The organism is Silvania sp. (assembly GCF_051656365.1).
GTDB classification, from domain to species: Bacteria; Pseudomonadota; Gammaproteobacteria; order Enterobacterales; family Enterobacteriaceae; genus Enterobacter; species Enterobacter hatchlandensis.
Map to the genome: position 1 here is coordinate 1 of NZ_JBOGBT010000063.1, position 18536 is coordinate 18536.

Below are 18536 nucleotides of genomic sequence, written 5' to 3' on the forward strand. Positions count from 1 at the left end.
CTATCCGTTGCCTTGAAGCCGCCATGGATCATGATAAAAAAATCATGCTGGTTGCGCAGAAAGAAGCATCAACGGATGAGCCGGGTGTAAACGATCTTTTCACCGTCGGGACCGTGGCCTCTATTTTACAAATGCTGAAGCTGCCTGACGGCACCGTTAAGGTGCTGGTCGAGGGGCTGCAGCGTGCGCGTATTACCACGCTGTCTGATGATGGCGAACACTTCGCGGCAAAAGCGGAATACCTTGAATCGCCGCAGCTTGATGAGCGTGAGCAAGAAGTGCTGGTTCGCACCGCGATTAGCCAGTTCGAAGGCTATATCAAGCTGAACAAAAAAATCCCACCGGAAGTGCTGACGTCGCTGAACAGCATCGACGATCCTGCGCGTCTGGCAGACACCATCGCTGCGCACATGCCGCTTAAGCTGGCGGACAAACAGTCCGTACTGGAGATGTCCGACGTTAACGAACGTCTGGAATATCTGATGGCGATGATGGAATCGGAAATCGATCTGCTTCAGGTTGAGAAACGCATTCGCAACCGCGTGAAGAAGCAGATGGAAAAATCTCAGCGCGAGTACTATCTGAACGAGCAGATGAAGGCTATTCAGAAAGAGCTCGGCGAGATGGACGATGCGCCGGACGAAAACGAAGCGCTGAAGCGTAAGATCGACGCGGCAAAAATGCCGAAAGAGGCAAAAGAGAAAGCCGAAGCAGAACTGCAGAAGCTGAAAATGATGTCTCCGATGTCGGCCGAAGCGACCGTCGTGCGTGGCTACATTGAGTGGATGGTACAGGTTCCGTGGAACGCCCGTAGCAAGGTCAAAAAAGATCTGCGTCAGGCACAAGAGATCCTCGATACCGACCACTACGGTCTGGAACGTGTTAAAGATCGCATCCTTGAGTACCTTGCGGTTCAAAGCCGTGTGAACAAGCTCAAGGGCCCGATCCTGTGCCTGGTAGGACCGCCGGGGGTGGGTAAAACCTCTCTGGGGCAGTCCATTGCCAAAGCGACCGGACGTAAATACATCCGTATGGCGCTGGGCGGCGTTCGTGACGAAGCTGAAATCCGCGGTCACCGCCGGACCTATATCGGCTCTATGCCGGGCAAGCTGATCCAGAAAATGGCGAAAGTGGGCGTTAAAAACCCACTGTTCCTGCTGGATGAGATCGACAAAATGTCGTCCGATATGCGCGGCGACCCTGCGTCTGCCCTGCTTGAAGTGCTGGATCCGGAACAGAACGTGGCGTTCAGCGATCACTATCTGGAAGTGGACTACGATCTTAGCGATGTCATGTTCGTGGCGACCTCTAACTCCATGAACATTCCTGCTCCACTGCTGGATCGTATGGAAGTGATCCGTCTTTCGGGCTACACCGAAGACGAAAAGCTGAACATCGCCAAGCGCCACCTGCTTTCTAAGCAGATTGAGCGTAACGCGCTGAAAGAGAGCGAAATTACGGTAGAGGATAGTGCGATTATCAGCATTATTCGTTACTACACTCGTGAAGCGGGCGTGCGTAGCCTGGAGCGCGAAATCTCCAAGCTGTGCCGTAAAGCGGTGAAGAAGCTGCTGCTGGATAAGACCCTGAAGCACGTTGAAATTAACGGCGACAACCTGCACGAATATCTCGGCGTTCAGCGCTATGACTATGGTCGCGCGGACAATGAAAACCGCGTCGGTCAGGTGACGGGGCTGGCGTGGACGGAAGTGGGCGGCGATCTGCTGACCATTGAAACCGCCTGCGTACCGGGTAAAGGCAAACTCACGTATACCGGCTCGCTGGGTGAAGTGATGCAGGAGTCCATTCAGGCTGCGCTGACCGTGGTGCGTGCGCGCGCGGAAAAACTGGGTATCAATGCGGACTTTTACGAGAAACGCGATATCCACGTTCACGTACCGGAAGGGGCAACGCCGAAAGACGGCCCAAGCGCCGGTATCGCCATGTGTACCGCGCTGGTCTCCTGCCTGACCGGCAACCCGGTTCGCGCCGATGTGGCGATGACCGGCGAAATCACCCTGCGCGGCCTCGTGTTGCCGATTGGTGGTTTGAAAGAAAAACTGCTCGCGGCTCACCGCGGTGGGATTAAAACCGTCCTGATCCCGCATGAAAACAAGCGCGATCTGGAAGAGATCCCGGACAACGTGATTGCCGATCTGGATATCCATCCGGTGAAGCGCATTGAGGAAGTTCTGGCGCTTGCGCTGCAGAACGAGCCTTATGGAATGCAGGTTGTAACCGCAAAATAGTGACCTCGCGCAAAGAGCGTCAATAAAAACAAGGTTGGTAGGCTAATTCGTGCTTGCCAGCCTTTTTTTGTATAGCTAATTTAGATCCCTGATTGGGCCAGCCTCAACAACGGGTGTTGTAAGGTCATGGCAGGCCTGATATAACTGCTGCGCGGTCGCGTTGTGAAGGATTCAGGCGCGATATAAATTATAAAGAGAGGAAGAGAAGAGTGAACAAATCTCAACTGATTGACAAAATTGCTGCGGGTGCTGATATCTCCAAAGCTGCGGCTGGACGTGCGTTAGATGCTTTAATTGCTTCTGTTACCGAATCTCTGCAGGCTGGGGACGACGTAGCGCTGGTTGGTTTTGGTACTTTTGCTGTTAAAGAGCGTGCTGCCCGTACTGGCCGCAACCCTCAGACCGGCAAAGAGATCACCATCGCTGCTGCTAAAGTTCCGGGCTTCCGCGCGGGCAAAGCGCTGAAAGACGCAGTAAACTGATCGCATTCTTGCATCAGGGAAGTTAAAAAGTTAAGGGCGCATCATTTGATGTGCCTTTTTTGTTTGTCCAGAGCCTATTTATGCGAGTTTATGCATGTTCTGGGCTGACAATTGCCCCGGTTTCTTGTCACAATACGCCTTTATGCGCAGCGGTCGGGATTTGCCGTTAGCGTGAGGTCACCTGTCACCTACAGCGGAGTGTGGTTACACCATGATGGACAGCTTACGCACGGCTGCTAACAGTCTCGTGCTCAAGATTATTTTCGGTATCATTATCCTGTCGTTCATTTTGACCGGCGTGAGTGGTTACCTGATTGGCGGTAGCGCAAACTACGCCGCACAAGTGAATGGCCAGGAAATCAGCCGTGGGCAGTTCGAGAATGCATTTGCCGGTGAACGTAACCGCATGCAGCAACAACTGGGCGAACAGTTCTCTGAACTGGCGGCAAATGAAGGCTATATGAAAACGCTGCGCCAGCAGACGCTGAATCGTCTCATTGACGAAGCGCTGATGGATCAGTACGCCAGAGACCTTGGTCTTGGGATCAGCGATGATCAGGTGAAGAAGGTAATTTTCTCCACCGCGGCTTTCCAGACGGACGGCAAGTTCGACAACAACCGCTACAACGCCATCATCAGCCAGATGGGGATGTCGGCCGATCAGTACGCTCAGGCGCTGCGTAACCAGCTGACGACTCAGCAGCTGATTAACGCCGTTGTGGGTACCGATTTCATGCTCAAGGGCGAAACTGACGAACTGGCGGCGCTGGTTTCTCAGCAGCGCGTCGTGCGTGAAGCCACTTTCGACGTTAACGCGCTGGCTGCAAAACAGCAGGCGAGCGACGATGAAGTGAACAGCTACTACGAGCAGAACAAAAGTAACTTTATGGCGCCTGAGCAGTTCCGCGTGAGCTACATCAAGCTCGATGTGGCAGCAATGCAGGGCGACGTATCAGATGCGGATATCCAGTCTTACTACGATCAGCATCAGGATCAGTTCACTCAGCCACAGCGTAACCGTTTCAGCGTAATTCAGGCTAAAACCGAAGCCGATGCGCAAGCTGCTCTCGACGAGCTGAACAAGGGCGCTGATTTCGCAACGGTCGCGAAAGAGAAATCCACCGACATTATCTCTGCCAAAAACGGCGGTGACATGGGCTGGCTGGAAGACGCTACCACGCCTGAAGAGCTGAAAAACGCCGGCCTGAAAGAGAAAGGCCAGCTGTCAGGGGTGATCAAATCGTCCGTGGGCTTCCTGGTCGCACGTCTGGACGACGTTCAACCGGCAAAAACCAAGCCGCTGGCTGACGTACGTGATGAGATCGCCGCGAAAGTGAAGCAGGAAAAAGCACTGGATACCTTCTATGCGCTGCAGCAGAAGGTGAGCGATGCGGCCAGCAATGACAACGAATCGCTGGCCGGTGCTGAGCAGGTTGCAGGCGTAAAAGCTGTTGAGACCGGCTGGTTCGGTCAGGACAGCCTGCCGGAAGAGCTGAACTTCAAACCGGTTGCCGATGCTATCTTCAACGGTAGCCTGGTGGGCGAGAACGGTAGCCCGGGCAGCAACTCTGACATCATCACTGTTGATGGCGATCGTGCCTTTGTGCTGCGCGTGAGTGAGCACAAGCCGGAAGCGATCAAGCCGCTGGATACTGTGAAAGATCAGATCGTCGCGCTGGTGAAGCATAACAAAGCTGTTCAGCAGGCGAAGCTGGATGCTGAGAAGCTGCTGGCCGAATTGAAAGCCGGTAAAGGTGACGACGCGCTGAAAGCGGCGGGCCTGAGCTTCGGTGCCGCGAAAACGCTGAGCCGCACCGGTCAGGATCCGATTAGCCAGGCCGCATTCGGCCTGACCCAGCCGGCGAAAGACAAACCGAGCTTCGGTATCGCTAACGATATGCAGGGCAATGTGGTGGTTCTGGCACTGGACGAAGTGAAAGCGGGTACCATGCCGGAAGAGCAGAAGAACGCGATGGTGAAGGGGATTACGCAGAATAATGCCCAAATCGCTTTCGAAGCGCTGATGAGCAACCTGCGTAAAGAAGCCAAAATCAAGCTGGGCGATATCATTACTCAACAGCAGTAATTACGTCACTGCTCGCAGATTTTCGCAACGTAATGCAATAACAAAAGGCCGCTTTCGCGGCCTTTTCCATTTCTGCAATCTGCTGTTTGTTCTCCAAATGCGGCCCGCTTATTGTGATGTGGCTGTCAACAAACAAGGAGACAACAGCATGAAACATGGAATCAAAGCCCTCTTTATGACGCTTGCCCTCGTCACGGTGGGAATGAGCCACAGCACGCTGGCGGCCACTCAGGCGGGTAAAACGGAGGCCACGCAAAGTAAGGTCGAGGCGTCTACACCCAAGCCGCCGGAGGCGAAAGCCCCCACAGGCGGCAAAACTGCAGAGGCATCAGGGGAGCGGGTAAGCATTAATGCCGCGTCGGCAGAAGATCTGGCGCGGGTAATGAACGGCGTGGGTCTGAAAAAAGCGCAGGCGATAGTCAGCTACCGTGAAGAGTACGGTCCCTTCAAAACACTCGACGACCTGACGCAGGTTCCCGGCATTGGCGGGTCGCTGGTGGAGCGGAATCTCGCGCATCTGATGCTGTAATAACTTGCACAGTGGCAAAAATTTGCCAGGATAAAGAGGTCATACCAGTTATGGCCTCTGAATCTTATAAATAACAACCCTGAAGGTTATTGTGCTATGCAGACCCAAATCAAAGTTCGCGGCTTTCATCTTGACGTTTATCAGCATGTTAATAACGCCCGTTATCTCGAGTTTCTTGAAGAGGCGCGTTGGGATGGGCTGGAAAACAGCGACAGTTTTCAATGGATGACGGCGCAGCGCATCGCGTTTGTCGTGGCGAATATCAATATTAACTATCGCCGTCCAGCCGTGCTCAGCGATGTGTTGACCGTGACCAGTCAGCTTCAGCAGTTAAACGGCAAAAGCGGTGTGCTAAGTCAGGTCATTACGCTAGAGCCCGAAGGGCAGGTGGTGGCGGACGCGTTAATTACCTTTGTCTGTATCGATCTGCGCACGCAAAAAGCGCTGCCGCTGGAAGGGGAGTTGCGTGAAAAACTGGAGCAGCTAATTAAATAACCCACTGCGAGGGCCGGGCGAAAAGGCTTTTCACCCGGCAACACGACGGTTACTTAAGACCGGTTTTGTTTTTCAGGGCCGACATCACCGACGGCTTATCCGCCAGGTACTGATTCAGGCCGTTGGCCCGCAGGTTACAGGCGGCGCACTGACCGCAGCCATCGCCCTGAATACCGTTATAGCAGGTCAGCGTTTCGCTACGCACCAGTTCCAGCTTGCCCCAGTAGTCCGCCAGTGCCCAGGTTTCGGCCTTGTCGAGCCACATCAGCGGCGTTTCAAAGCGAATATCTTTCGCCATCCCGAGGTTCACCGCGTGGTTGAGAGCCTTCACAAACTCATCCCGGCAGTCCGGGTAGCCGGAGAAATCGGTTTCGCACACGCCGGTGATCACCGCTTCGGCCTGGACCTGATACGCATAGATGGCGGTCAGCGTCAGGAAGAGGATGTTACGTCCCGGCACGAAGGTATTAGGAATACCGTCTGCATTCGGCTCATAGTCCGGCACCGGGATGCTATCGCGCGTCAGGCTGCTCACCGCCAGTTCGTTTAACAGAGTGACATCCAGAACCTTATGCGCCCGCGCACCGAGTTGGACCGCCAGTTTCTGTGCAACCTTGATCTCTTCGCTATGGCGCTGGCCATAGTCAAACGTCACACAATGGACTTCATCATATTGATGTAAAGCCTGAACCAGACAGGTGGTGGAATCTTGCCCCCCACTGAACACAACAACGGCACGTTTCATTATTCTTTCCAACTTTGACGAGTAAAGACGCATGGTAACGTCTGCCCGTGACGGCGACCAGCTTCTTCACGCTTTCGGGGCCGGTAGCCAGGCTTCGGTAAAGTTAAACCAGCCGCGCGGGTTGAGCCGGATGCCGTTCACCCCCGGCGGGGCGCTGATTTGGTACTGATAGTTAAACAGCGGCGTCAGCACCGCGCTCTCCATCAGTCGGGCGAAGACTGCTTTTAATCCCTGATGGCGTTCTTCGGCATCGGGTCGGGACTGAACGGCATCAAGGGTTGCCATCAGATGGGCAAACTGCGGTGCGCTGAGCAGATGCGGCCACAGCGCATCGCAGCGTAACCACTGTTCAAGGGTATATTCCGGCGCTTCGCCAATTAACCTATCGCCCATCATGATATCGGCATCAGCAAGCGACGTGCAGCCATCCCAGTTTTTGGCATCATGAAAAATCACCGTCAGCTGACATCCTTCCTGCGCCAGATAGCGCTTGAGCTGTTCAGCCATGGTATGTAACTCCACCGGCAGGTGATATGCCAGGGTCAGCCTCTCGGGCAGGGGGATACACTTTGCCTGCGGCCATTGGGGAATGGTCCATCCCGGCAGCAGTTCCTGCGTTGGGGTGATCAGGTTTTCGTCCAGCGGCAGCGTATGCAGCAGCGACGACTGATGAATGATCTCCACCAGCCTGCGGGCCTGCATTTCGCTGAGCCGTCCGCTCTGTTTCAGCGTGAGGTAACAAAAGCCAAGGCTGATACTGTTACTGACCAGCCGTAAACTGGCGAGTTCTTCCGGCTCGCCAATGGCAATTTGTACCGGATGACGGCAGCTGGTGCCTAAATCCTGGTCAAACAACTGGGGGGTGATCCAGAATTCGATCGCTTTCAGCAGCGGATGCCCCAGATGGTACTGCTCGTGGCTTTCCAGCCGAACCAGATCCGGGTCGAACAGGGTCAGCCGAAACGGTCCGCTGCCCGTCAGCGGCTGTTCCGGGTGCGCCAGGCGACTGCAATAGCTTGCCAGACGGTGCGCCAGCCAGTAGTCCGGCTGATGCAGCACAAACGTCAGGCACTGAGGATGCGTCAGCTCGATCTGCTTTACGCTGTTAAACAGTTTGCGCAGCGCGGGCAGGGTCAGCAGCATCATCAGCCGTTTCTGCAGTTGGCCCGTCTCGATCTTGTCGCCCGTATGCCAGTGCAGCGTGGAGCGGATGTAAAAATGCCAGCGTAACCCGTCAGCAGAAATCTCCCAGTGATGGGCCAGATCGCCAGTGGGTTCACTGTAGGTGTCGTTAAAGCGCGTCAGCCCGGAAAAAATTTCTCCCACCAGATGCTGTTCTGCGCGCCCCGGTAAAAAGCCCGGATGCAGCGGGTCGAGCGGGCGATAGTAGGGAATACGCAGCGTAGGGGTGTTGTTCTGCCACTGTCCGCCCAGAAAAGGGTGCAGCAACGCGCGCAGCGCCTGGGGGGCAAGCTGGGCCAGCTCCAGCGCATTATGCTGCTGACCGCTTTTTAGCGCCTCTTCCATCATTGCATTGCGTAACGACTCCGGCGTCACGTGAAAGCGCAGGTCGCCGCGCTTTCCGCGTCCGGACTGCGCGTGCCAACTTAGCCAGCCTGCATCCTGCGCCTGACGCAAAAGTGTGCGCACATGACGTTCACTGCAAAAGCAGCGGCTGGCCAGTTCGGCCACGGTCACCTGTTGCGGCCCACCTGCTGAGGGTTGCCACAGCCGTTGGTACTGATTGAGTCGATTAAGCAGTCGCATATAAAAACCCGGAACAATAATGTTTAACTATTCAGTATTACTTCCGTATATATCACGCAATACTGATGCACAAGTTAAACCCTTCACATTTTCGGGAGCACTATGGCGCGGTTGGCTGCATTTGATATGGACGGCACCTTGTTAATGCCGGACCACCGTTTAGGCGACAAAACCCTGCGTGCGCTCAAACGACTGCACGAGCGCGACATTACCCTCACCTTCGCCACCGGACGACATGTGCTGGAAATGCGCCATTTGATGGGCGCGCTATCGCTCGACGCGTTCTTGATCACCGGCAACGGGACGCGCATTCACTCGCTGGAAGGGGACGTACTCTATCGCCAGGATCTGGCGCCGGACGTTGCCGAACAGGTCTTGCATACCAGCTGGGACACTCAGGCCAGCATCCACGTTTTTAACGATACCGGCTGGCTGACCGGCCAGGAAATTCCGGCCCTGCTCGAGGCGCATGTTTACAGCGGCTTCCAGTATCAATTGACCGACCTGCGCCGGATCCCGGCCCACGCGGTAACCAAAATCTGTTTTTGCAGCGATCACGACGATCTGTGCCGTCTGCGCATTCAGCTCAACGAGGCGTTGGGCAGCCGCGCGCACCTGACCTTCTCCGCGCTGGATTGCCTGGAAGTGCTGCCGGTGGGATGCAACAAAGGTTCCGCCCTGGCGGTGCTGAGCGACCATCTCGGCTTCAGTATGCAGGAGTGCATGGCGTTTGGTGATGCCATGAATGACCGGGAGATGCTGGGCAGCGTCGGCCGCGGCTTGATTATGGGCAATGCGATGCCGCAGCTGATGGCTGAACTCTCGCATTTGCCGGTTATTGGACACTGCCGTAATGAAGCAGTGTCCCATTTTCTAACTCATTGGCTGGACACACCCGATCTTCCTTATTCCCCCGAATAGTGAGACCCTTCCAGCAAGCCAGACGAATGTCTGGCTTTTTTTATTTTAGCAGTCGGGCAATTTCTGCTGACCACGGCGTCACATCGCCAATGTTAGCCTTTACCCACTCTGCGTTGTAATAGGTGTCGAGGTAGCGCTCACCGCTGTCGCACAACAGGGTAACGATGGAGCCAGTTTGCCCCGCCTCGCGCATCCGCGCGGCCAGCTGTAACGCGCCCCACATGTTGGTGCCGGTAGAGGCGCCCACCTTGCGGCCCAGCTGCGTTTCCAGCCAGTGGGCGGTGGCAACGCTGGCGGCATCCGGCACCCGCAGCATCTCGTCGACCACATCGGGAATAAACGACGGCTCGACGCGCGGGCGGCCAATCCCTTCAATTTTGCTGCCCACCGGGCTGCGCAGGGAGAGATCGCGCTGCTGCCAGTAGTCGAGGAACACCGAGTTTTGCGGATCAACTACCATCAGGCGTGTATCGTAGCCCTGACAGCGAATATAGCGGCCAATGGTGGCTGAAGTCCCGCCTGTACCGGCGCTCATTACGATATGGGCGGGCACCGGGTGAGGTTCGCTCTGCATCTGACGGAAGATACTGTCGGCAATATTGTTATTGCCGCGCCAGTCCGTCGCGCGTTCGGCGAAGGTGAACTGGTCCATATAGTGGCCATTCAGCTCGCGGGCCAGCATCTCTGAGGCGGCATAGATTTCGCAGGCGCTCTCTACGAAGTGGCAGCGACCGCCGTAGAATTCAATCTGTTCGATCTTACGTTTAGCGGTACAGGACGGCATCACGGCAATAAAGGGCAGGCCCAGCAGACGCGCGAAATAGGCCTCAGAGACGGCGGTTGAACCGGATGACGATTCAATAATGGTGGTGCCTTCATTGATCCAGCCGTTACATAGCCCGTACAGGAACAGCGAACGCGCCAGACGGTGTTTAAGGCTGCCGGTAGGGTGAGTGCTTTCGTCTTTCAGATAGAGCTGAATACCCGCAAACCCCGGCAGAGCAAGGCGAATAAGGTGTGTATCGGCCGAGCGCTGATAATCGGCATTAATTTCGCTGATGGCGTGTTTAACCCAGGTGCTATTCATCACAGTAATCCGTTTGTCATTTTGTGCCCAGCATAGCGAAAAGCACAGAAAAAATTGTTGCTATCTGACCTTTAAAATACAATGTCAGGAGAAAAATTTTCTCTGCGGGGTGGGTATGCTAGATAAAATTGACCGTAAGCTGCTGTCCTTGCTGCAAAGTGACTGCACCCTCTCTTTGCAGGCGCTTGCGGATGCCGTTAATCTGACCACCACACCCTGCTGGAAACGCTTAAAGCGCCTTGAAGATGAAGGTATCCTGCTGGCACGCGTGGCCCTGCTGGATCCCGAAAAACTGGGGCTTGGATTGACCGCGTTTGTTCTGATAAAAACGCAGCATCACAGCAGTGACTGGTACTGCCGGTTCGTTACCGTGGTATCCGATATGCCGGAAGTGCTGGGCTTCTGGCGCATGGCGGGCGAATACGACTACCTGATGCGCGTTCAGGTGGCGGACATGAAACGCTATGATGACTTCTATAAACGGCTGGTGAACAGCGTGCCCGGTCTGTCGAATGTCACCTCCAGCTTCGCGATGGAACAGATAAAATACACCACCGCCTTACCTATTGAATAACTGCCGGATTACAATCCTCAGGAATAGACCGCGTGCGATTATTTGCTCAGTTAAGCTGGTACTTTCGCCGGGAGTGGCAACGCTACCTCGGCGCAGTGGCCCTGCTTATTATCATTGCCATTTTGCAGCTCATCCCGCCAAAAGTGGTGGGCTACGTCGTGGATGGCGTGACCGAACAGCACTACACCACCGCACGGGTGATGATGTGGATTGGCACGCTTGTGCTGACCGCCATCGTCGTCTATCTGCTGCGCTACGTCTGGCGCGTGCTGCTGTTTGGTGCCTCCTATCAGCTTGCGGTAGAACTGCGGGAAGATTTTTATCGTCAGCTTAGCCGCCAGCACCCGGAATTTTATCTGCGCCACCGAACCGGCGATCTTATAGCCCGCGCCACCAATGACGTTGACCGGGTAGTGTTTGCCGCTGGGGAAGGGGTGCTGACGCTGGTGGATTCGCTGGTGATGGGCTGTGCGGTGCTGATCGTGATGTCCACCCAAATCAGCTGGCAGCTGACGCTGCTGGCCCTGCTGCCGATGCCGCTGATGGCGCTGGCGATCAAACGCTATGGCGATCAATTGCATCAGCGCTTCAAGCTGGCGCAGGCGGCGTTTTCATCCCTGAACGATCGAACCCAGGAAAGCCTGACCAGCATCCGGATGATCAAAGCTTTTGGCCTGGAAGATCGCCAGTCGGCGCTGTTTGCCGCCGATGCTGCTGATACCGGCGCCAAAAACCTGCGCGTGGCCCGCATCGATGCCCGCTTTGATCCCACTATTTATATCGCCATCGGCACCGCCAACCTGCTGGCGATTGGCGGTGGCAGCTGGATGGTGATTAACGGCTCCCTGACGCTCGGGCAGCTGACCAGCTTTGCCATGTATCTGGGGCTGATGATCTGGCCGATGCTGGCTCTGGCCTGGATGTTTAACATTGTTGAGCGCGGGAGCGCCGCTTACAGCCGCATACGCGCCATGCTTGCCGAAGCGCCGGTAGTGAATGACGGCAGCGAAACGGTGCCGGAAGGGCGCGGCGAGCTGAACGTGGCTATTCGCGCGTTCGCCTATCCGCACAGCGAACAACCTACGCTCGAAAACCTGCACTTTACGCTGCAGCCGGGGCAAATGCTGGGCATCTGCGGCCCGACGGGCGCCGGGAAAAGCACCGTGCTGTCGCTTATCCAGCGCCATTTTGATATCGATCAGGGTGAGATCCGCTTCCACGATATCCCGCTCACGCAGCTGCAGTTAGACAGCTGGCGCAGCCGTCTGGCAGTGGTCAGCCAGACGCCATTCCTGTTCTCGGATACCGTCGGCAACAACATTGCGCTGGGTTGCCCGCAGGCGACCCGGGAAGAGATCGAGCACGTGGCCCGCCTCGCCAGCGTGCATGAAGACATCCTGCGCCTGCCGCAGGGTTATGAAACCGAGGTCGGGGAGCGGGGCGTGATGCTCTCCGGCGGGCAGAAACAGCGTATTTCCATCGCCCGCGCGTTGCTGCTGAATGCCGAAATCCTGCTGCTGGACGATGCGCTCTCTGCTGTGGACGGACGTACCGAACATCAGATCCTGCACAATTTGCGCCAGTGGGGAGAAGGGCGTACGGTGATCATCAGCGCGCATCGGCTGTCGGCCCTGACCGAAGCCAATGAAATTCTGGTGATGCAGCACGGGCACATTGCCCAGCGCGGCGAGCATGAACAGCTGGCTGAACAGCCAGGATGGTATCGCGATATGTATCGCTATCAGCAACTGGAAGCGGCCCTCGATGACGCGCCGGAAATCAACGAGGAGGCCGCCGATGCGTAGTTTTTCCCAGCTGTGGCCAACCCTTAAGCGCCTGCTGGCCTACGGTTCGCCGTGGCGCAAACCGCTGTCGCTGGCGGTGGTGCTGCTGTGGGTCGCCGCGATTGCCGAAGTGAGCGGTCCGCTGCTGATCAGCTACTTTATCGACAATATGGTGGCCAAAAGCTATTTGCCGCTGGGGCTTGTCGTCGGGCTGGCGGTCGCTTATATCGGCTTGCAGCTGCTGGCGGCCGGGCTGCATTACGTCCAGTCGCTGCTGTTTAACCAGGCCGCCGTCGGGGTGGTGCAACAGCTGCGAACCGACGTGATGGATGCCGCGCTTCGCCAGCCGCTGAGTGAATTTGACACTCAGCCGGTCGGGCAAATTATCTCCCGCGTCACCAACGATACGGAAGTGATCCGCGATCTGTACGTCACGGTGGTGGCGACGGTGCTGCGCAGTGCGGCGCTGGTGGGGGCCATGCTGGTGGCGATGTTCAGTCTCGAGTGGCGAATGGCGCTGGTGGCGATGGCGATCTTCCCGGCGGTAATGATCGTGATGATCATCTATCAGCGTTACAGCACTCCGATTGTGCGGCGTATGCGCGCCTATCTGGCGGATATCAACGATGGCTTTAACGAAGTCATCAACGGTATGAGCGTCATTCAGCAGTTCCGTCAGCAGGCGCGATTTGGCGAGCGAATGGGTGAGGCCAGCCGGTCGCACTATATGGCCCGCATGCAGACGCTGCGGCTGGACGGTTTTTTACTGCGCCCGCTGTTAAGCCTGTTCTCTGCACTGGTGCTGTGCGGCTTGCTGATGCAGTTTGGCTTCGCCGCAGGCGGGACCATTGAGGTTGGCGTGCTGTATGCCTTTATTAGCTATCTGGGGCGGCTTAATGAACCGCTGATCGAGCTGACCACCCAGCAGTCGATGTTGCAGCAGGCAGTGGTCGCCGGTGAGCGCGTCTTTGAGCTGATGGACCGACCGCGTCAGGCCTACGGGAATGATAATCGCGACCTGCAAAGCGGCACTATCGAGTTTGAGAATGTCTCCTTTGCCTATCGCGAGGATCGGCTGGTGCTGCAGGATATCAACCTGACGGTGCCGTCGCGCAGTTTTGTCGCACTGGTCGGGCATACCGGCAGCGGGAAGAGCACCCTCGCGAGCCTGCTGATGGGTTACTACCCGCTGACCGAAGGCGAAATTCGTCTGGACGGTCGCCCGCTGGAGACCCTGAGTCACGCTACGCTGCGTAAAGGGGTGGCGATGGTGCAGCAGGATCCGGTGGTACTGGCCGATACCTTCTTTGCCAACGTCACCCTGGGCCGCCCGTTTACGGAGGAGCAGGTGTGGGAAGTGCTGGAAAAAGTCCAGTTGGCGGCGCTGGCACGCGGCCTGCACGACGGCATTCACACCCGACTGGGCGAGCAGGGTAATAATTTGTCGGTCGGGCAAAAGCAGCTTCTGGCGCTGGCTCGCGTCCTGATTGACACCCCGCAGGTGCTTATCCTCGACGAAGCAACGGCCAGCATCGACTCCGGTACCGAACAAGCCATCCAGCAGGCGCTGGCGGCGGTGCGCGAGCACACCACGCTGGTCGTCATAGCCCATCGCCTGTCGACAATTGTAGAGGCGGATACCATTCTGGTGCTTCATCGCGGGCAAGCGGTTGAGCGCGGCACCCACAAGCAACTGCTTGAGGCGAAAGGCCGTTACTGGCAGATGTATCAGCTGCAGTTGGCAGGTGAAGAGCTGGCCGCCAGTGTGCGGGAGGAGTCGCTCAGCGCCTGATGCACTAAAAACAGGCAACTTACCGGCCGCTGAAACGGTTGGTGCAAAAATGAAACGCATCATGCACTGTCATGGTGCGTTTTTTTTCGCCAGTTATTCGCGACGCCTCGTATTCCCGCTCTTTTCACTTTTGGCACACCGCTTGCAATACCTGATCTGTTCGCAAGCCAATACCGAATTCTGACTGGAGGGGATATATGAAGCTGGTTACCGTGGTAATCAAACCATTCAAACTTGAAGACGTGCGTGAAGCGCTGTCTTCCATGGGTATTCAGGGTCTGACCGTCACCGAAGTGAAAGGCTTTGGTCGACAGAAGGGGCATGCGGAGCTGTATCGCGGCGCCGAATACAGCGTCAACTTCCTGCCAAAAGTGAAGATTGACGTGGCGATTGCCGACGATCAGCTGGATGAAGTTATCGACGTGATTAGTAAAGCAGCCTACACCGGCAAAATTGGCGACGGCAAAATTTTCGTTGCTGAGCTGCAACGCGTTATTCGCATTCGTACGGGTGAAGCCGACGAAGCGGCACTGTAAAACACCTGGCACACAGTGATAGGGATCAAAAAGATGAACACAACAACACTTAAAGCAGGTCTGGGGTCTCTGGCACTGCTGCCAGGACTGGCAATGGCTGCCCCTGCGGTGGCCGACAAAGCCGACAACGCCTTTATGATGATTTGCACCGCGCTGGTGCTGTTTATGACTATTCCGGGGATTGCGCTGTTTTACGGCGGCCTGATCCGCGGCAAAAACGTCCTCTCCATGCTCACCCAGGTGACCGTGACCTTTGCGCTGGTCTGCGTGCTGTGGGTGGTCTACGGTTACTCGCTGGCCTTCGGTGAAGGCAATGCCTTCTTCGGCAGCTTTAACTGGGCAATGCTGAAAAATATCGAACTGACCGCCGTGATGGGTAGCTTCTATCAGTACATTCACGTGGCGTTCCAGGGCTCCTTCGCCTGTATCACCGTCGGGCTGATTGTCGGCGCGCTGGCGGAACGTATTCGTTTCTCCGCGGTGCTGATCTTCGTGGTGGTATGGATGACGCTCTCCTATGTGCCGGTGGCGCATATGGTCTGGGGTGGTGGTCTGCTGGCCGCACACGGTGCGCTGGACTTTGCAGGCGGTACCGTTGTTCACATCAACGCTGCGGTGGCGGGCCTGGTGGGTGCTTACCTGATTGGCAAACGCGTCGGTTTTGGCAAAGAAGCCTTCAAACCGCACAACCTGCCGATGGTCTTTACCGGTACCGCGATCCTCTACTTCGGCTGGTTTGGCTTTAACGCCGGTTCCGCAAGTGCCGCTAACGAAATCGCTGCGCTGGCATTCGTGAACACCGTCGTGGCGACCGCAGGTGCAATCCTCGCGTGGATCTTCGGTGAGTGGACCGTGCGCGGTAAACCTTCCCTGCTGGGTGCCTGTTCTGGTGCGATTGCCGGTCTGGTCGGTATCACCCCAGCCTGTGGCTTTGTGGGTGTCGGCGGGGCGTTGATCATCGGTCTGGTGGCGGGTCTGGCGGGTCTGTGGGGCGTAACCGCACTGAAACGTGTACTGCGCGTTGATGACCCTTGTGATGTGTTTGGTGTGCACGGCGTATGCGGCATCATCGGCTGCATCATGACCGGTATCTTCGCCTCAACGTCGCTGGGCGGCGTGGGTTACGCAGAAGGTGTCAGCATGGGTCATCAGGTTCTGGTCCAGCTGGAAAGTATCGCTATCACGGTAGTCTGGTCGGGTGTGGTCGCCTTTATCGGCTACAAACTGGCGGACATGACGGTGGGTCTGCGTGTTCCGGAAGAGCAGGAACGCGAAGGTCTGGACGTCAACAGCCACGGCGAGAACGCGTACAACGCTTAAGTAAAAGCAAACGGCAACCTGAAGGTTGCCGTTTTCTTCTTTGCACCCTCTCCCTGTGGGAGAGGACCGGGGTGAGGGCATCAGACCGCATGCTTTTATCCCCGGTTACGCATTACCCCTTCCTGCACCGTCGATGCCACCAGCACACCCTCCTGGGTATAGAACTCACCGCGAACAAATCCGCGCGCGCTCGACGCCGAGGTACTCTCCACGCTGTACAGCAGCCATTCGTTCATATTGAACGGACGGTGGAACCACATGGAATGGTCGATGGTCGCCACCTGCATGCCTTTTTCAAGGAAACCGACCCCGTGCGGCTGCAGGGCAACCGGCAGGAAGTTGAAGTCCGAGGCATAGCCGAGCAAGTACTGATGGACGCGGAAGTCTTCCGGAACCGTGCCGTTTGCGCGGATCCACACCTGACGTGCGGGCTCAGCAGGGTGCCCCTTCATCGGGTTATGGAACTCAACCGGGCGGATCTCCAGCGGTTTATCGCAGAGAAACTTCTCTTTAAGCTGCGGGGGCAGGAGGTGCGACAGCGCGCGGGCGATGTCGGTTTCTGAACGCAGGTCGTCCGGCGCTGGCGCAGGCGGCATGCTTTTCTGATGCTCATATCCCGGCTCTGGCGCCTGGAAAGAGGCGGTCATATAGAAAATCGGTTTGCCGTTCTGGATGGCGGCAACGCGACGGGCGCTGAAGCTGTTGCCATCGCGCAGGACTTCAACGTCATACACGATCGGTTTTTGGCTGTCACCGGGGCGCAAGAAGTAGCTGTGAAACGAATGCACCAGACGGTCTTCCGGTACCGTCTCTTTGGCGGCATAAAGGGCCTGGCCTACAACCTGGCCGCCAAAAACCTGGCGCAGACCCAAATCTTCGCTTTGTCCCCGAAAGAGTCCTTCTTCAATTTTTTCCAGGTTTAATAATGTCAGCAGATTGCCTAGTGCTTGACTCATAGTCGTCCTCAATGAATACGCCGTGGCGAAAGATAGGCAGAGTATAACGCAGAATAGCAAGTGGTCCGATGGGTGCAATAATCTGAATAACGAGGCGATTCCAGGCATAAATAATTGCTATGTGCCACACTTACTTTCGTTATCTTTATGTTAGCCACTCATCTGGCGGTATCGATCCCGCTGGTGCATTGATGATAAGGAGAACTCAATGAAACTCGTGCACATGTTAAGTGGTTTAGCGGTAGCGGTTGCTCTTTCTGCCTGTGCGGATAAAAGTGCAGACATTCAGACGCCAGCGCCAAACCCTAACACTTCTGCCGCGACGACGGCGCCCGTTATTCAGCAGCCAAATGTTTCAGGTACGATCTGGATCCGTCAGAAAGTGGCATTGCCACCGGATGCGGTATTAACCGTGACCTTATCTGACGCTTCGCTGGCGGATTCCCCGTCAAAAGTGCTGGCGCAGAGCGCGACGCGTACTGAAGGTAAGCAAGCCCCGTTTAAATTTGAACTGCCGTTTAACCCGGCAGATGTCCAGCCTAACGCGCGTATCCTGCTGAGTGCGGCGATCAGCGTAAACGACAAGGTTGTGCTGATGACCGATATCGTGAAGCCGGTCATTAATCAGGGCGGTACGAAAACCGATCTGGTGCTGGTGCCCGTTCAGCAGACTGAGCTCCCGCTTCAGCCATCCGGCGGAGCCGTCAATACGGTTCCTTCGACCTCACCAACCCAGGTTAATCCGTCTTCGTCAACGCCTGCCCCGACCCAGCTTTAACTCGTACGCCCCTCATTGTGAGGGGCGGTTCAATAGCGCCAGCGGTAGCGCAGCAAATCTATCTGCCCACTCCCCGAAACCTGCACCCCTTCAGACAGCAGCGCCTGACGCTGGCGCTGGAGATCCGGGCCGGTTAAGGAAATGGCACCGCTGCGGTTAACCACCCGATGCCAGGGGAGGGTGCTGCCTTCCGGCAGACGTTTTAGTACGCCTCCGACCTGTCGCGCCGCACGCGGTGAACCCGCAAGACGTGCAACCTCGCCGTAAGTGGTCACCGTGCCTTCGGGGATAGAGGCCACTATCTGCCAGACTCGCTGAGGAAAAGTATCGTGCTGGTCCATTTTTACTCCTGTGTGGAGCCTAAGAATAAGGATTACCTGACCAGATGGGAAGAAAGCGCGCACTCTGTAAACGTTTTGGGTAATAAACCATCAC

At 56.4% G+C, this 18536-nt stretch carries 17 protein-coding genes; 12 read left to right on the forward strand and 5 right to left on the reverse strand.

Translation table 11 applies throughout. The annotated features are described in order from the left end of the window. The 5 genes from lon to ACRDD5_RS12120 all read left to right on the forward strand — a co-directional run. The coding region (gene lon, locus ACRDD5_RS12100) for an endopeptidase La (protein WP_438676897.1) at nucleotides 1-2249 on the forward strand (2249 nt) is incomplete at its 5' end. A 209-nt stretch (nucleotides 2250-2458) separates the two neighbouring features. Next, entirely contained in the window at nucleotides 2459-2731 is a 273-nt protein-coding gene (gene hupB / locus ACRDD5_RS12105) for a nucleoid-associated protein HU-beta (protein ID WP_002444653.1), read from the forward strand. Nucleotides 2732-2942: 211 nt separating this feature from the next. Next, nucleotides 2943-4817, forward strand: coding sequence for a peptidylprolyl isomerase (gene ppiD / locus ACRDD5_RS12110; protein ID WP_438676898.1), 1875 nt, complete (start codon nucleotides 2943-2945; stop codon nucleotides 4815-4817). A gap of 148 nt (nucleotides 4818-4965) precedes the next feature. Continuing rightward, nucleotides 4966-5346, forward strand: coding sequence for a helix-hairpin-helix domain-containing protein (locus ACRDD5_RS12115; protein WP_438676899.1), 381 nt, complete (start codon nucleotides 4966-4968; stop codon nucleotides 5344-5346). Between the two features lie 96 nt (nucleotides 5347-5442). Beyond that, nucleotides 5443-5841 carry a YbgC/FadM family acyl-CoA thioesterase gene (locus ACRDD5_RS12120; protein WP_271280931.1) on the forward strand — a complete coding sequence of 133 codons (399 nt, stop codon included), beginning with the start codon at nucleotides 5443-5445 and terminating at the stop codon, nucleotides 5839-5841. A gap of 49 nt (nucleotides 5842-5890) precedes the next feature. Here the strand turns inward: ACRDD5_RS12120 and queC are convergent, their stop codons facing one another. Then, nucleotides 5891-6586, reverse strand: a complete 696-nt coding sequence (gene queC, locus ACRDD5_RS12125) for a 7-cyano-7-deazaguanine synthase QueC (protein ID WP_271280932.1) — start codon at nucleotides 6584-6586, stop codon at nucleotides 5891-5893. Nucleotides 6587-6652: 66 nt separating this feature from the next. Beyond that, complete coding sequence (locus ACRDD5_RS12130; RefSeq protein WP_438676900.1) at nucleotides 6653-8353, reverse strand: SgrR family transcriptional regulator; 1701 nt, start codon at nucleotides 8351-8353, stop codon at nucleotides 6653-6655. 102 nt (nucleotides 8354-8455) lie between these two features. Here ACRDD5_RS12130 and cof point away from each other — a divergent pair, with 102 nt between their 5' ends. Then, entirely contained in the window at nucleotides 8456-9274 is an 819-nt protein-coding gene (gene cof, locus ACRDD5_RS12135; protein ID WP_438676901.1) for an HMP-PP phosphatase, read from the forward strand. Between the two features lie 40 nt (nucleotides 9275-9314). Here cof and ACRDD5_RS12140 read toward each other — a convergent pair whose 3' ends face one another. Then, nucleotides 9315-10364 carry a PLP-dependent cysteine synthase family protein gene (locus tag ACRDD5_RS12140; protein ID WP_438676902.1) on the reverse strand — a complete coding sequence of 350 codons (1050 nt, stop codon included), beginning with the start codon at nucleotides 10362-10364 and terminating at the stop codon, nucleotides 9315-9317. Nucleotides 10365-10476: 112 nt separating this feature from the next. Between ACRDD5_RS12140 and ACRDD5_RS12145 the strand changes: the two genes are divergently transcribed. The 5 genes from ACRDD5_RS12145 to amtB all read left to right on the forward strand — a co-directional run bounded on the left by ACRDD5_RS12145 (nucleotide 10477) and on the right by amtB (nucleotide 16367). After that, nucleotides 10477-10935 (forward strand): Lrp/AsnC family transcriptional regulator, encoded by a 459-nt coding sequence (locus ACRDD5_RS12145; protein WP_271280936.1) that lies wholly within the window; start codon nucleotides 10477-10479, stop codon nucleotides 10933-10935. 32 nt (nucleotides 10936-10967) lie between these two features. Next, nucleotides 10968-12740: a SmdA family multidrug ABC transporter permease/ATP-binding protein gene (locus ACRDD5_RS12150; RefSeq protein WP_438676903.1), complete on the forward strand. Its 1773-nt coding sequence runs from the start codon at nucleotides 10968-10970 to the stop codon at nucleotides 12738-12740. Then, nucleotides 12733-14511: a SmdB family multidrug efflux ABC transporter permease/ATP-binding protein gene (locus ACRDD5_RS12155; protein ID WP_438676904.1), complete on the forward strand. Its 1779-nt coding sequence runs from the start codon at nucleotides 12733-12735 to the stop codon at nucleotides 14509-14511. The genes ACRDD5_RS12150 and ACRDD5_RS12155 overlap by 8 nt, the downstream gene beginning before the upstream one ends. A 197-nt stretch (nucleotides 14512-14708) precedes the next feature. Then, nucleotides 14709-15047 carry a P-II family nitrogen regulator gene (glnK, locus tag ACRDD5_RS12160; RefSeq protein ID WP_032616849.1) on the forward strand — a complete coding sequence of 113 codons (339 nt, stop codon included), beginning with the start codon at nucleotides 14709-14711 and terminating at the stop codon, nucleotides 15045-15047. Nucleotides 15048-15080: 33 nt separating this feature from the next. Continuing rightward, nucleotides 15081-16367 (forward strand): ammonium transporter AmtB, encoded by a 1287-nt coding sequence (amtB, locus tag ACRDD5_RS12165; RefSeq protein WP_271280939.1) that lies wholly within the window; start codon nucleotides 15081-15083, stop codon nucleotides 16365-16367. A 95-nt stretch (nucleotides 16368-16462) separates the two neighbouring features. Here the strand turns inward: amtB and tesB are convergent, their stop codons facing one another. Continuing rightward, the gene (gene tesB, locus ACRDD5_RS12170; protein WP_271280940.1) at nucleotides 16463-17323 is read right to left on the reverse strand and encodes an acyl-CoA thioesterase II; all 861 of its coding nucleotides are present in this window, start codon (nucleotides 17321-17323) and stop codon (nucleotides 16463-16465) included. A gap of 208 nt (nucleotides 17324-17531) precedes the next feature. Between tesB and ACRDD5_RS12175 the strand changes: the two genes are divergently transcribed. Further along, nucleotides 17532-18101 carry a YbaY family lipoprotein gene (locus ACRDD5_RS12175; RefSeq protein ID WP_438676905.1) on the forward strand — a complete coding sequence of 190 codons (570 nt, stop codon included), beginning with the start codon at nucleotides 17532-17534 and terminating at the stop codon, nucleotides 18099-18101. Nucleotides 18102-18130: 29 nt separating this feature from the next. Here ACRDD5_RS12175 and ACRDD5_RS12180 read toward each other — a convergent pair whose 3' ends face one another. Beyond that, nucleotides 18131-18442 (reverse strand): MGMT family protein, encoded by a 312-nt coding sequence (locus tag ACRDD5_RS12180; RefSeq protein ID WP_418939592.1) that lies wholly within the window; start codon nucleotides 18440-18442, stop codon nucleotides 18131-18133. Nucleotides 18443-18536 lie beyond the last annotated feature (94 nt).